Origin of the sequence: Cupriavidus sp. HMR-1 (genome assembly GCF_000319775.1) — a bacterium.
GTDB classification, from domain to species: Bacteria; Pseudomonadota; Gammaproteobacteria; order Burkholderiales; family Burkholderiaceae; genus Cupriavidus; species Cupriavidus metallidurans.
In genome coordinates this window covers 1-13,543 of record NZ_ANKP01000155.1, presented here as the reverse complement: position 1 = coordinate 13,543, position 13,543 = coordinate 1, and the positions used below count along the sequence as shown (strand labels likewise).

The 13,543-nt window shown below is 64.2% G+C and carries 13 protein-coding genes and 1 pseudogene; 7 read left to right on the top strand and 7 right to left on the bottom strand.

What is annotated here, in order from left to right:
• From D769_RS32720 to D769_RS18470, 4 genes and pseudogenes are all read right to left on the bottom strand, one after another.
• Positions 1 to 166, bottom strand: a pseudogene (locus D769_RS32720) (EamA family transporter); the annotation flags it as partial.
• 7 nt (positions 167 to 173) lie between these two features.
• Positions 174 to 803, bottom strand: coding sequence for a LysE family translocator (locus tag D769_RS18480; protein WP_008648093.1), 630 nt, complete (start codon positions 801 to 803; stop codon positions 174 to 176).
• A 22-nt stretch (positions 804 to 825) separates the two neighbouring features.
• Positions 826 to 1,542 carry an alanyl-tRNA editing protein gene (locus D769_RS18475; protein WP_008648091.1) on the bottom strand — a complete coding sequence of 239 codons (717 nt, stop codon included), beginning with the start codon at positions 1,540 to 1,542 and terminating at the stop codon, positions 826 to 828.
• Positions 1,543 to 1,569: 27 nt separating this feature from the next.
• Positions 1,570 to 2,247: a VOC family protein gene (locus tag D769_RS18470; RefSeq protein ID WP_008648089.1), complete on the bottom strand. Its 678-nt coding sequence runs from the start codon at positions 2,245 to 2,247 to the stop codon at positions 1,570 to 1,572.
• 84 nt (positions 2,248 to 2,331) lie between these two features.
• Here D769_RS18470 and D769_RS18465 point away from each other — a divergent pair, with 84 nt between their 5' ends.
• The 6 genes from D769_RS18465 to D769_RS18440 all read left to right on the top strand — a co-directional run bounded on the left by D769_RS18465 (position 2,332) and on the right by D769_RS18440 (position 10,693).
• Positions 2,332 to 3,888, top strand: coding sequence for a PLP-dependent aminotransferase family protein (locus D769_RS18465; protein ID WP_008648086.1), 1,557 nt, complete (start codon positions 2,332 to 2,334; stop codon positions 3,886 to 3,888).
• 100 nt (positions 3,889 to 3,988) lie between these two features.
• Positions 3,989 to 5,890, top strand: a complete 1,902-nt coding sequence (gene htpG / locus D769_RS18460) for a molecular chaperone HtpG (RefSeq protein WP_008648084.1) — start codon at positions 3,989 to 3,991, stop codon at positions 5,888 to 5,890.
• A 125-nt stretch (positions 5,891 to 6,015) separates the two neighbouring features.
• A complete protein-coding gene (locus D769_RS18455) occupies positions 6,016 to 6,510 on the top strand; it encodes a DNA-deoxyinosine glycosylase (protein WP_008648082.1) in 495 nt (164 codons plus the stop codon).
• 310 nt (positions 6,511 to 6,820) lie between these two features.
• Entirely contained in the window at positions 6,821 to 7,552 is a 732-nt protein-coding gene (locus D769_RS18450) for a gluconate 2-dehydrogenase subunit 3 family protein (RefSeq protein WP_040011119.1), read from the top strand.
• A gap of 2 nt (positions 7,553 to 7,554) precedes the next feature.
• Positions 7,555 to 9,330 (top strand): GMC family oxidoreductase, encoded by a 1,776-nt coding sequence (locus tag D769_RS18445; protein ID WP_008648078.1) that lies wholly within the window; start codon positions 7,555 to 7,557, stop codon positions 9,328 to 9,330.
• Positions 9,331 to 9,340: 10 nt separating this feature from the next.
• Positions 9,341 to 10,693: a cytochrome c gene (locus D769_RS18440; protein WP_040011120.1), complete on the top strand. Its 1,353-nt coding sequence runs from the start codon at positions 9,341 to 9,343 to the stop codon at positions 10,691 to 10,693.
• 62 nt (positions 10,694 to 10,755) lie between these two features.
• Here D769_RS18440 and D769_RS18435 read toward each other — a convergent pair whose 3' ends face one another.
• The 3 genes from D769_RS18435 to D769_RS18425 all read right to left on the bottom strand — a co-directional run bounded on the left by D769_RS18435 (position 10,756) and on the right by D769_RS18425 (position 12,831).
• Entirely contained in the window at positions 10,756 to 11,838 is a 1,083-nt protein-coding gene (locus tag D769_RS18435) for an SRPBCC domain-containing protein (protein WP_008648074.1), read from the bottom strand.
• Positions 11,835 to 12,191 (bottom strand): metalloregulator ArsR/SmtB family transcription factor, encoded by a 357-nt coding sequence (locus tag D769_RS18430; protein ID WP_008648072.1) that lies wholly within the window; start codon positions 12,189 to 12,191, stop codon positions 11,835 to 11,837. Before D769_RS18430 ends, D769_RS18435 begins: the two co-directional genes overlap by 4 nt.
• 157 nt (positions 12,192 to 12,348) lie before the next feature.
• Positions 12,349 to 12,831, bottom strand: coding sequence for a hypothetical protein (locus D769_RS18425; protein WP_008648070.1), 483 nt, complete (start codon positions 12,829 to 12,831; stop codon positions 12,349 to 12,351).
• 155 nt (positions 12,832 to 12,986) lie between these two features.
• Here D769_RS18425 and D769_RS18420 point away from each other — a divergent pair.
• The coding region (locus D769_RS18420) for a tetratricopeptide repeat protein (RefSeq protein ID WP_008648069.1) at positions 12,987 to 13,543 on the top strand (557 nt) is incomplete at its 3' end.

Here is a 13,543-nt window from a genome sequence, read left to right as displayed (position 1 = left end):
CGAGCGCCAGCGCGGCGGCGACCACGGCGCGTCCGAGCGCGACGAACGTCGCGTCCAGCTCGGCCACGGCCATGCGCGTGAAAGGCAGCGTCTGGCTGAAGATCGCCACGCCGATGAAGCCCAGCAGCATGCCGCCGGAGGGAGGGGAGTGATTCGGGTCCTTCATGATGCTCTCAATGCGGTTGGCCTGCGACGGCGATCCAGACGGCGGTCAGCGCCAGTGCCAGGCCCATCGTGCCGTTGAACCAGCGCACGCGATTGCCCTCCATCAGCCAGCGCCGCAGCGATGCGCCAAGCACGCCATAGGCGCCATTGCTGAAGAAGCCGAACAGCGCGAATATCGCGCTGACCAGCACCACGCGCTGCCCCGGCGAGGGGGCGCCCGCCATATACGATGCGGCCACCGCCAGCGCTAGCATCCATGCCTTGATGTTGGCGTACTGCAGTGCCGCCGATTGCCAGACATTCATCGGCTTGAGCACGGTCTTTTCCGCCAGCGACGTGCTGCGCGCGATGCGATACGCCAGCCACAGCAGATAGAGCACGCCCACCACGTGAATCACGGTGGCCAGCATCGGGCTGGCCAGGATCAGCGCGCCGACGCCGGTGGTGCACAGCGCGACGATGCTGGCGAAGCCGAACGACACCCCGACGCAATGCGGGAGCGTGGCGCGCAGGCCGAAGTTGGCGCCGGTGACGGCGGCGATCGTCGTGTTCGGGCCGGGCGTGAAGGCGCCCACCGCGAGCAGCGTGACCAATGCAAGGAACTGGGCTGTCGAGAGCCCCGTGAGCCAGGCTTCCATATTCTGTGTTTCGGGGGCGCTGTTATGCGAAGTTCACGACCACGCGGCGGTTCGTGCGGCTCTTCTTCTCGATCTTGGTCACGGCCACCGCGCCGATCTCGCCCGTGTTGGCCACGTGCGTGCCGCCGCAGGGCTGACGGTCCACGCCGGGGATCTCGATGATGCGGATCGTCGATGTGCCGGCCGGCGGCGCCGCGCCGATCGTGCGCACGAGGTCGGGCTGGGCGGCCAGTTCCTCGGGCGTGATGCGGTCGATGGTGACCGGCGTCTTCGCGTTGATCAGCGCGTTGAGCTGTTCGGTCAGCACGGCCTTGTCGAGCGTGGATTCGGGCAGGTCGAAGTCGATGCGCGCGGAGTCAGGCGAGATGCCGCAGCCCGTCACCGGCACCGGGATCAGCGACCCGAGCAGATGCAGGCACGTATGCAGGCGCATCAGCCGGTGGCGGCGGGCCCAGTCGATCTTCACTTCGACACGGTCGCCGGCCTGCAGCGCCGGAGCGTCGGGGGCGGGGACGTGCAGGATGCGCTGGCGGTCGTCGGCGTAGACGGTATCGGCCAGTGTGACGATGCGGCCGTCGGCGGTGGTCAGGGTGCCGGTGTCGCCCGCTTGTCCACCGCTACGCGCGTAGCAGACGGTCTGGTCGAGTTCGATGCCGGCTTCGCTGACGGCCAGCACCGTGGCCTGGCAGTGGTCCAGGTAGGCGTCGTCGTCGAAGCGCTTTTGTGTGGTGGCGGGCATCGGGGGAGCTCCTTTGGTGTGTGTCGTTTATCGCAGGGTCTTGATGCCCGCTGGGGTTTCGATGTCGGCGGCCAGCAGAGGCGGGCCGTCGCCTTGTTCGATCTCGATCAGGTCCGTGGCGCCGATCCACGCCAGTCCTTGGCGCAACAGTTCCGCGTGCGGATGCTGGCCGTGCAGTCGGCGCAACGCCAGGTCATGGCCCGGCAGGCTGACTGCCGGATGGTTTGCCACGTCCCACTGGATCAGCGTGGGAAACAGGCCATCGCCCGCATTCGCCGCCTCGCCGGTCCAGGCGGGCAGGCTGCCGTCGTCAGGCACGGTCAGGCGCCAGCGCAGGTCGCCGCGCGTCATGGGAATGACGGGGGCGATCCGGTCCGGGTACTGCGCCTGCCAGCGCGACAGATCGGCCGGACGCTCGACGCGGGCCGCCCAGTGCGCCAGGAACGGGCCATCGCGCAGTCGCTGGCGCATCAGGTCGCCATCCAGGCCGAACCAGCGTGGCCGATCAGGTGCCGCCGCCGACGGATCGATCGCGATGACTTCGAGGTACAGGCCGCCGTAGAGACCCATCACGCGGTTGTGCGTGCCCATGCGCGGATGAGTGCCGCCACCTTGCGGAGCGACGCCGAGCGCGCTGGCCACATACTCGGCGCCCGAGTCCAGGTCGGGCGCGGCAATCACGAGATGGTCGATGGCAAGTGTCATGGTCGGTTGATGTTAGTCAAGCTCGTCGGTACAGTACCGATACAGTTGAGCAGATCGTCTTCAGTACAGTTGCGGGAGCGCCACATGGAAGGTAGCCAGAAGGATAGCCGGGGGGATCCTGGCAGTGCCGCAGGCGGCACACGGCCGTTGCGGCTCGTGATGCCAGCGACGGGGCTCGAGCAGCTTCCGGACCCGATTCCGTCGGCCCAGATGACGCTGGTGGAGCAGTTGACCGAGTGGGCGCGGCTGCGTATCGACGAACGGGTGTTCCGGGCCGGAATGCGTATGCCGTCGATCCGTCAGTTGGCGACCGAGAAGAGCATTTCGCGTTTTACCGTGGTGGAGGCCTACGAGCGGCTGGTGGCGCTGGGCTATCTCGAATCGCGCCGCGGCTCGGGTTTCTACGTCCGTGAGCGCACGCCGCTTGCGTCCACCGTGGCGCCACCGGCCACGCCGGCGATCCGCAACGTTGATGTCACCTGGCTGCTGCGCAGCATGTTCCATTCGGCCGAGAGCCACAAGGCGCCTGGCTGGGGCTTCTTGCCCAACGAATGGCTGGACGGCGAACTGGTCTCGGGCGCGCTGCGCAGCCTGGGCCGTCAGCCCGGCAGTCATTTCCTGGTCAGTGGCACGCCGCAGGGTTTTCTGCCGCTGCGGCAGCAACTGCGCACGCGGCTCGAAGAACTGGAGATCGGCGTCACGCCGGACCAGATCGTGATGACGTCCGGCATCACGCAGGCGTTCGACCTGATCGCGCGCCAGTTCCTGCAGCCGGGCGACACGGTGGTGGTAGGCGACCCGGCCTGGTTCGTAATGTTCGCCCGCTTCGCCACGCAGGGCGCCAACGTGATCGGTGTGCCCTATACCGTGGAGGGCCCCGACGTGGAGGCGCTGGAACGGATCGTCCAGGCACACCGGCCGAAGCTGCTGGTGGTCAACTCCGTGCTGCACAACCCGACCGGGACGTCGCTGTCCGCCGCCCGCGCTTTCCGGCTGCTGCAACTGGCCGAACAGTACGATTTCACGATCGTCGAGGATGACATCTACAGCGATCTCTGCCCTCCGGGCCACGCCGCTACCCGGCTGGCCAGCCTGGACCAGCTCAAGCGCGTGATTTACCTGGGCAGCTTCTCCAAGACGCTGGCCGCCAACCTGCGCGTGGGCTTTATCGCCGCCAGTCCGGACCTGGCCGTGACCTTGACCGACAGCAAGCTCGTGACCGGTATGGCCTCGCCCGAAGTCAACGAACGCGTGGTCTACAAGGTGCTGACGGAAGGGCACTACCGCAAGCACGTGGAGCGCGTGCGCGGCCGGCTGGACCGGGCGCGCGACGAGACGCGCGAGCAGCTCGAGCGGCTGGGTTTGCGCATCTTCCCGGGCAATCATGCGGGCATCTACCTGTGGGCCGATACCGGCGTGGACACCAACGTGATCGCCACGGCCGGGCACGAGGAAGGCTATCTGTTCGCGCCGGGCAGCCTGTTTTCGCCGTCGCAGATGCCTTCCACGTGGACGCGCTTCAACGTGGCCAGCAGCAGCGATCCGGGCATGCTCCGGTTCCTGGCCGGCCAGATGGACCGCTTGTCCGGCCCGTCGGGCCTGTCAGGGCTGTCTGGCCTGCCCGCCAACGCCGGGGCTTGAAAAACCGGCTGCCGATCCCTATTTCCACACGCATCGATCCCGGTCCGGACCCACGGACCAGGGCAAATACGCGCCCGTTTTCGTTTTCAAGAGGAGAACCATGACCGCACCGCACGAAACGATGAGCTTCCAGGCGGAAGTGAAGCAGCTACTGCACCTGATGATCCACTCGCTGTACAGCAACAAGGAGATCTTCCTGCGCGAGCTGGTATCGAATGCTTCCGACGCCACCGACAAGCTGCGCTTCGAGGCGATCGCGAATCCCGCGCTGCTCGAGAACGATGCCGACCTGGCGATCCGGATCGAAGCCGATCCCGCCGCCCGCACGCTGAAGATCACCGACAACGGCATCGGCATGAGCCGTGACGAGGCGATCCGCAATCTCGGCACCATCGCGCGGTCGGGCACCAAGGAGTTCTTCCAGCAGCTTTCCGGCGACCAGCAGAAGGACGCCGCGCTGATTGGCCAGTTTGGCGTGGGCTTCTACTCGGCATTCATCGTGGCCGACAAGGTCACCGTGGAAACGCGTCGCGCGGGTCTTGCCGCCGACGAGGCCGTGCGCTGGGAAAGCGCCGGTGATGGCGAGTTCAGCATCGATGCGATCAACCGCGCCGAGCGCGGCAGCACGATCACGCTGCATCTGCGCGAGGGCGAGGACGACTTCCTGTCGTCGTACCGCCTGCAGAACATCATCCGCAAGTACTCGGACCACATTTCGCTGCCGATCCGGATGCCCAAGGAGGAATGGGATGCCGAGGCGCAGCAGCAGAAGGTCACCGGCGAGTGGGAGAGCGTGAACCAGGCCAGCGCGCTCTGGACTCGCAGCAAGTCGGACATCACGGACGAGCAGTACCAGGCGTTCTATCAGCATATCGCGCACGATCACGAGGCGCCGCTGGCCTGGACCCACAATCGCGTGGAAGGCCGCAGCGAGTACACGCAGCTGCTGTACATCCCGGCGCGCGCACCGTTCGACCTGTGGGACCGCAATCACAAGGCCGGCCTGAAGCTGTACGTGAAGCGCGTGTTCATCATGGATGACGCGGACCAGCTCCTGCCAGCGTACCTGCGCTGGGTCAAGGGCGTGGTCGATTCGGCGGACCTGCCGCTGAACGTGTCGCGTGAACTGCTGCAGGAGAGCCGCGATGTGAAGGCGATCCGCGAGGGCTGCGCCAAGCGCGTGCTGTCGATGCTGGAGGCGATGGCCGATAGCGAAGACGAGGCCGAACGCGCCAAGTACAAGACCTTCTGGGAACAGTTCGGTCAGGTGCTCAAGGAAGGCGTTGGCGAAGACCATGGCAACGGCGAGCGCATCGCCAAGCTGCTGCGCTTCGCGACCACGCATGGCGACACGGCCGAACAGTCGGTCTCGCTGGTCGACTACGTGGGCCGCATGAAGGAAGGGCAGGACAAGATCTACTACGTCACGGCCGATACCTGGGTGGCGGCGAAGTCGAGCCCGCACCTCGAGGTGTTCCGCAAGAAGGGCATCGAAGTGGTGCTGCTGACCGACCGCGTTGACGAATGGTTGCTGTCTTATCTGCACGAGTTCGACGGCAAGCAACTGGTATCGGTGGCCCGTGGCGACCTGGACCTGGGCGCGCTGGCCGACGAAGCCGAGAAGGCCGAGCAGGAGAAGGCCAGCGCCGACTGGAAGGAAGTGGTCGACCGCGCGAAGTCCGTGCTCGAAGGCAAGGCCAAGGACGTGCGCGTGACGCTGCGTCTGACCGATTCGGCATCGTGCCTGGTGTCCGACGATGGCGACATGAGCGGCTATCTGCAGCGTCTGCTAAAGCAGGCAGGCCAGAAGGCGCCCGATGCCCAGCCGATCCTGGAGCTAAATCCGGAACACGCGCTGGTGAAGAAGCTGCGCGATCTGCCGGATGGCGAAGCCTTCGGCGACCGTGTGCGCGTGCTGTTCGACCAGGCGTTGCTGGCCGAGGGCGGCATGCTCGACGATCCGGCTGCCTATGTGCAGCGGGTGAATCGACTGCTGGCCTGATCAGTATCGTCGTTTCGGTATCGTCGTATGAAACGCCTGCCCTCTCACCCGACCATTCTTCCCGTGCACGGGAAAGGGTATCGCGGCGGAGGGCAGGACTTTCCAGCTTCCAGTACCTCTTCCCGATGACCACCAAGCGCTGCTTTCCTCCGGTCGTCGACATTCACACTCGCGTGCTTGTGCTCGGCAGCCTGCCGGGCGAAGTCTCTCTCGCGCAGTCACGCTATTACGCGCACAAGCAGAATCGTTTCTGGCATTTGATGAGCGATGTGCTCGGCGTCGATCTGGTCGGCCTCGAGTACGAAGCTAGATTGCAGACACTGCTCGGCCATCGCGTCGGCCTGTGGGACGTTGTGGCCGAGGCACGACGCGAGGGCAGCCTCGATAGCAGCATCCGCGATCATCAGGGCAACGATCTGATCGGCCTGATCGCGACGCTGCCGACGCTCAAGGCCATCGCATTCAATGGCGGCACCGCCGCGAAGATCGGCGAGAAGACGCTTGCGGACCATGGCGATCGCCATGCGATCCTGCGATTGCCATCGAGCAGCCCGGCTTACACGCTGGCCTATGCGGAAAAACGCAAGGCCTGGGAGAGCCTGCGCGACTGGCTCGACTGATCCGTCGACGCTGAATTCTGCCGTACGGCCGTGCGCATCTCCAGCGCATGGTTGGCACACGCGCTCGTACGTAGGCGAGACCTCGATTTGATGCAACGCAAATCGGGCACCCGATTCAAAAAAATCAATTCGCCTACTGGAAATATTCAGAATCCTCGGTCGAATCATTGACTATCATATTCAATTGATAAGTCAATGATTCGGTCATGCTCGCCCAGGTATGACCGTTTCTTTAATGGTGCAAGGCTCCACCACGTGTTTCGTTTTTTTCCCCAAGGCATCACGAAGTACCCCACACGAGAAGACGACCATGTCCCAGGAACAAGAACCGCGTCGCCGATTTTTTCGGCAGATGCTGGCAGTCGTGCCCGCTGCATCCGTTGCGACAGGTGCAGCGATATCACAATCCGCGTGCTCGGAGTCTCCCGGGCCGCAGTCCGCAAATGCCGGAAATGTCGGGCCCTACAAGCCTAACTATTTCACTGCCGACGAATGGAAATTCGTACAGGCGGCGGTCGACCGGCTGATTCCCGAGGATGAATTGGGGCCGGGTGCGCTTAAAGCGGGCGTTCCGGAATATATCGACCGGCAGATGGACACGCCCTACGGGCACGGCAAGCTCTGGTACATGCAGGGGCCATTTCATCCCGATGTGCCCGCAGAGCTTGGCTTCCAGATGAATCTCGCACCGCGCGACATATATCGTCTCGGCGTGAAGGCTTGCGACGAATACTGCAAGAAACAGTACGGCGGCAAGGCATTTGCCGATCTCTCCAAGGAAGACCAGGAAAGCGTGCTTGGCCAGATGGAACACGCCAAGCTCTCGTTCGATGCGGTACCGGTCAGGACGTTCTTCTCCTATCTGCTGAACAACACGAAAGAGGGCTTCTTTGCCGATCCGATCTACGGCGGCAACAAGGGCATGGTGGGCTGGAAGATGGTCGGCTTCCCCGGCGCACGGGCGGATTTCGCGGACTGGATCGATCAGCCAGGGGTGAAGTATCCCTATGGTCCGGTGTCGATCGACGGACGGAGGGGATAAGCATGGCGATCAAGAAGGACAAGGTCGATTGCGTGGTGATCGGTTTCGGCTGGACTGGCGCGATTCTCGCCCAGGAACTGACCGATGCGGGGCTCGACGTCGTGGCGCTCGAACGTGGCGCGATGCGCGATACCCCGACCGATGCCGAGTATCCGAAAGTCGTCGACGAACTGAAGTACGTCGTGCGCGGAGAGTTGTTTCAGGATCTCTCCCGGGAGACGGTCACGATCCGTCACGGCGTGGACGACCTGGCGGTGCCGTATCGGCAGAACGGCTCGTTCCTGCTTGGCAATGGCGTGGGCGGCGCGGGCTTTCACTGGAACGGCATGCACTATCGCGTTCTGCCGGAAGAACTGCAGTTGCGCAGCCGCTACGTGGATCGCTATGGCAAGAAGTTCATTCCCGAAGGGATGCAGGTGCAGGACTTCGGTGTCACGTACGACGAACTCGAGCCACACTTCGACTTCGCCGAGAAAGTGTTCGGCACGTCGGGGACGGCCGGCAACCTGAATGGCAAGATCCAGCCGGGCGGCAATCCGCTCGAAGGCCACCGGTCGAGCGAGTACCCGACCCCGGCGCTGAAGAATTCGCTCGGCGCGCAACTGTTTGAGAAAGCCGCGCGCGAGGCGGGCTTCCACCCGTACCCGGCACCGGCGGCGAATACGTCCGAGCCCTATACGAATCCCTACGGCGTGCGCCTTGGGCCGTGCAATTTCTGCGGCTTCTGCGAGGACTTCGGCTGCTACATGTACTCGAAGGCGTCACCGCAGACGACGATCCTGCCGGTCCTGCTGAAGAAACCCAACTTCGAGTTGCGCACGAAGGCGCAAGTCACCAGGATCCTGCTCGATTCCGACAAGAAGCGCGCGACCGGCGTGCTGTACATCGACGCCCAGGGGCGAGAGGTCGAGCAACCCGCCGATCTCGTGATCGTCGCGGCGTACCAGTTGCACAACGTGCGTCTGCTGTTGCTCTCTGGCATCGGTACGCCGTATGACCCGAAAACCGGCAAGGGTGTCGTTGGCCGCAACTACGCGTATCAGATGAACGGCGCGGTCAACGTGATGCTGCCCAAGGGAACGCTGCTCAATCCGTTCATCGGGACGGGTGCCGGCGGGGTAGGGCTGGATGACCTGAATGGCGACCAGTTCGATCATGGTCCGCTCGGCTTTCTCGGCGGGGCGAGCATTCGCCATATTCGCTATGGCGGCCGGCCCATCAAGCAGACGCCGACTGTCCCTGGCACGCCAGCGTGGGGCAGCAAGTGGAAGGCAGGTGTGGTCGATGCGTACCAGCGCTATATGACGATCGGCATTTCGGGCTCGGTCATGCCGTATCGCGATGCGTACCTCGATCTCGATCCGACGTACCGCGACGCCAATGGCCTGCCGCTGATGCGCATGACTTTCGACTGGCACGACAACGAGTACGCCATGCTGGATTACATGGGCACCCGCATGGAAGAGGTGGCCAAGGCGATGAAGCCCGAGGCGTACTACAAGGCCATCCGCAAGAAGGGCCAGCACTACGACACGCGCGTCTATCAGTCCACGCACACGACAGGCGGCGCAGTGATGGGGTCGTCGCCCGAGACCAGCGTGGTCAACAAGTATCTGCAGAGCTGGGATGTACACAACGTGTTCGTCATGGGCGCCTCGGCGTTCCCGCAGAACATGGGCTACAACCCGACCGGTCTGGTAGCCGCGCTTGCCTATCACTCCGCGAAGGCTATCCGCGAGCAGTACTTGAAGCACCCGGCGCCGCTGGTTCAGGCTTGAGGTGATGGCCATGAAAGCAAGCAAGAAAGCAACAATGGTGGTGGCGGTGTCGGCGCTGCTGGCGGCGTCGGCGTGGACCATCGGCGCGTTCGCCGATGACCGGCAGGGCGATTCGGCGACTGCCGCGCAAGTGTCGGGCGCCGATGCGCAATTGGTCGAGCGAGGCCGCTATCTCGCGACGGTGGCCGACTGCGCGGCGTGCCACACGGCGAAAAACGGCAAGCCGTTCGCAGGCGGTCTTGGCATCGAATCGCCGATTGGCCGGATCTATTCGACCAACATCACGCCGGACAAAAGCTCCGGCATCGGCAAGTTCAGCTACGACGATTTCGATCGCGCCGTGCGCCACGGCATAGCCAGGGACGGCTCCACGCTGTACCCGGCCATGCCCTATGCCTCGTATGCGAAGGTGAAGCCGTCCGACATGCAGGCGCTATACGCGTACTTCATGCATGGTGTGCAGCCAATTGAGCGGGCCAACAAGGCGACCGATATTCCATGGCCGCTGTCGATGCGCTGGCCATTGCGTTTCTGGCGCATGGCTTTCGCCCCGGAGGTGGCCACCGACGACCCGCCGGTATCCAATGACCCGGTGGCGCGCGGCCGCTATCTGGTGGAGGGGCTCGCGCACTGCGGCGCCTGTCACACGCCTCGTGGCTGGGGGTTGCAGGAGAAGGCGCTGAGCGATGACGGCAAGACCTATCTCTCGGGAGGCGTGATCGATAACTTCCTGGCGAAGAATCTACGCGGCGACGGGAAGGATGGTCTCGGTACGTGGACGCAGGACGAGATCTTCGCGTTCCTGAAGAGCGGGCGCACCAAGCATTCAGCGGCATTCGGCGGCATGTCGGAAGTGGTCGAGAACAGCATGCAGCACGTGAACGATGCTGATCTGACGGCGATTGCGGCATACCTGAAGACGCTGGCGCCAGTGAATCCCAGTGCGGCCGTGTTGACGGCGAATGCCAGTGCGACGGACAAGCTGCGCGCCGGAACGGATCGCAGCAACGGCGCGCTGACTTTCGTCGACAACTGCGCCGCATGCCACCGCACGAGTGGCAGTGGCTACGAGAGTACGTTCCCGAGGATCGCGCTCAGCTCAACCGTGAACAGCAACGATCCAACGTCGCTGATCCACATCGTCCTGGTGGGTGGTGAGATGCCGTGGACGAAGACCGGCCCGACGCACTACGGGATGCCCGGATTCGCCAAGCGTCTGACGGATCGGGATATCGCCGATGTGCTGACGTTCGTGCGGACGAGTTGGGGGAATCAGGCGCCGCCGGTCAGCGCGGACCAGGTAGCGAAGGTGCGCAAGTCCGTTGGCGCAGCGTCTCAGCCGAAACGGCCTGAGAACAACTGACGGACGGGAAAGCGGGAGGCCGGCGCCTCCCGCTTTCCGCTACCCGCTGGTTGGGGCTCTGGCTAGCCGAAGTTCGGCTGTGTGGCCGCGTAGCTGGGCCGTGCCCGCATCGCTGCGTGAGCGCGCCGGATGTTCGGGCGTGATTCCAGCATCGCGGCACTTTCCGGAAAGCGTCCCAGGTACTCCACGATCGGGGCGAAGAACAGATCGGCCATCGTCAGCGTGTTGCCCGCCAGAAAATCGCGACCGCCGTAGGCGTGCTCGAGCGCATCGAGCTGTTTGGCGATGTCGGGCAGGGCGGCGTCGATCGTCTTGCGGTCAGGCTGGCCGTTCTCGCCACTCGGGAAGACGTACTGCAGCACGTAGCGGCGCACCATGGCGTCATACGCGTGGCAGTTGATGAGGCTGATCCATTGCTCGCAGCGTGCGCGGGCCGTGGGGCCGGCCTGCGAGATCAGGCTTGGGCCATCGAATGCTTCCTCGATATAGCTCAGGATGGCGCGTGTCTCGAAGAACTCCAGCGGACCGTCGGTGAAGGCCGGAATGCGGCCAAACGGGTTGTGCTTCAGCAATTCGGGGTCCCGCGGCGTCAGAGGATCGAGCTTGTACGCAATGCCTTTCTCTGCCAGCGCCATGCGCACGGTGCGGACATAGGTGCTGCGGCCATCGCCATAGACGGTGACGGTACCCGCGCTGCCTTCGGCATCCACGTAGTCGCTCAGACGGTTGAATACCGATTGCCAGCCGCTGGTGTGCGCATCGCGTGTGGCGGTGTCCGGGAAGCCGCTGTGACGCATGTGCAGGAGCGTGCCGCCGTCCTTGTCTGTCAGGGTCACCTCGATCAGCGTGCGGGTGCCTTCGGGCAACTCGCCACCTTCCCACTGCCAGGTGTAGGCCAGGAAATTGGCGCGGTCGATCTTCTGGTACTCGCCGCCGACCATGTGCTGCGACCCGTCACGGCCACCCATCACAAGCCGATAGCGCCCGCCGACCCGTGCATCGGCGCTGGCTTCCAGCACGCGCATGCCGCGCGGGCAATGCCAGGCCGCGAGCGCCGCCTGGTCCGTGAACGCATCGAAGACCCGTTCGCGCGGCGCGCGAATCTGGCGGGTCATCTCCAGATGAAACGTAGCAGCTTCGGTCATGACTTGAACCCCTTGTCATCGGTGACGGTATGCGCCTGCTCGACAAAGGCGACGAGCCTGTCGAGGTTGTCCTCCCAATGCCGCCGATACGTTTCCAGCCAGCCATGCGCGTCGCGAAGCGCACCGGGGCGCAAGTGACAGATGCGCCAACGCGCGTTGACTTCCCGCTCGATCAGCCCAGCATCGGCCAGCACACGCAGGTGCTTGGAGATGGCTGGAGCCGACATGTCGAACGGACGGGCGAGTTCGCTCACAGGGGCTTCACCTTCCGCCAGCCGCGCAAGAATCGCGCGACGGGTGGGGTCGGCCAGGGCGGCGAAAACCGAGGAGAGCGGGTCGTCGGAATTGGGCATGCGCTCATTTAACTCATTGGTTAAATGAAGATCAAGAAGTGTTACATGTGATCTTTGCTGCGCTGAATGGAAGGCGGTTGTCGCCTGCCGGGCGATAACCGGTCAAGCGACAACTTTTGGCCGGAAGCTGCTTGGCGGCCAGAAGCGGAAGAGCCCCTCAGGCCGTCGTATTGACCACACCGCCGGTGCTCGAGCCACTCTCTTGCTGCATGGCCTCGGCCAGCTTGGCGTACGCCTGCGACAGCGCGGCGTTGGTGGAGGACACGGCGCCTTGCAGGGTAGCGACGGTGCTCGCCTTGGTCCTTTCGTCGGTCTTGGCGTTCTGCGCGGCCTGGAGCTGCTGCATCTGGGTGGCCAGCAGTTTCTGAAGCGTTTCGATCTGCTGCTTGATCGCCTTGATGACCGCCGATTCGGTGTCGCTGCTGCTGGAGCTGTCCGTGCCGCCGGCACCCGCAGCGCCGCCGGCGCCGCCAGCCTTGCCGCTGAATGCGGCGCCGTTTACCCGGCCGTTTGCCGACGCGCTGGAATCCTGTGCGCTGGCCTTGCCCGTGCTGTCCGTGCCGTCCTGCGACGCCGAAGTGGTGACTGCGGCGCCACTGGCGGTGAAGACCTGCGGTGTAACGCTGGTGATAGATGTCATGTTCTGGTTTCCGATCGGAAGAGAGCCTATCCGTTGATCGGCCGGCGCCGGCAAAACTTTAGTGCCATCGCCGCTGTCCTACTGGCTTCCTTCGGCATCTGTCACAATCGCGGCCATGCATTCTTCCGGTCGTTCTTCTTCAGGATTGATTTGATATGTCCAATCTCGGTATCGGCGGCATCGGCCTGCACGTGATCGTGGCGATTTTCTTCGCCGTGCACGCCGTTCGCACCCACCAGAACATGTACTGGTTGCTGCTGCTATTCCTGTTCCCCGGCCTGGGCAGCATCGTCTATTTCTTCGCCGTTTACTTGCCGAGCCTGCGCGATTCGCGCGGGGCGCGGGCAGCGTCGCGGGCGATCAAGCAAATCGTCGATCCGAACCGGGCCGTGCGCGAAGCGCGCGAGGCATTTGACCGGGCGCCGACTGTCGATCACCGCATGCGCCTGGGCGCTGCCTTGCTGGAAGTGGGCAATGCGGCCGAGGCGCTCGAGCACTATCAGGCTGCAGCCAACGGCCCGTTTGCGTCCGATTCGGCCTTGCTTGAGGGGCTGGCGCGCGCCCAGGTTGCCACGGGCCGCCATGCCGATGCGCAGGCGACGCTTGAGAAGCTGTTTGCCGCGCATCCGCAGGCGCGCGACCAGGCCGAACCCGCATTGCTTTACGCGCGTGCGCTGTCCGCGCTCGATGCGCCCGGCACGCGCGACGCCTT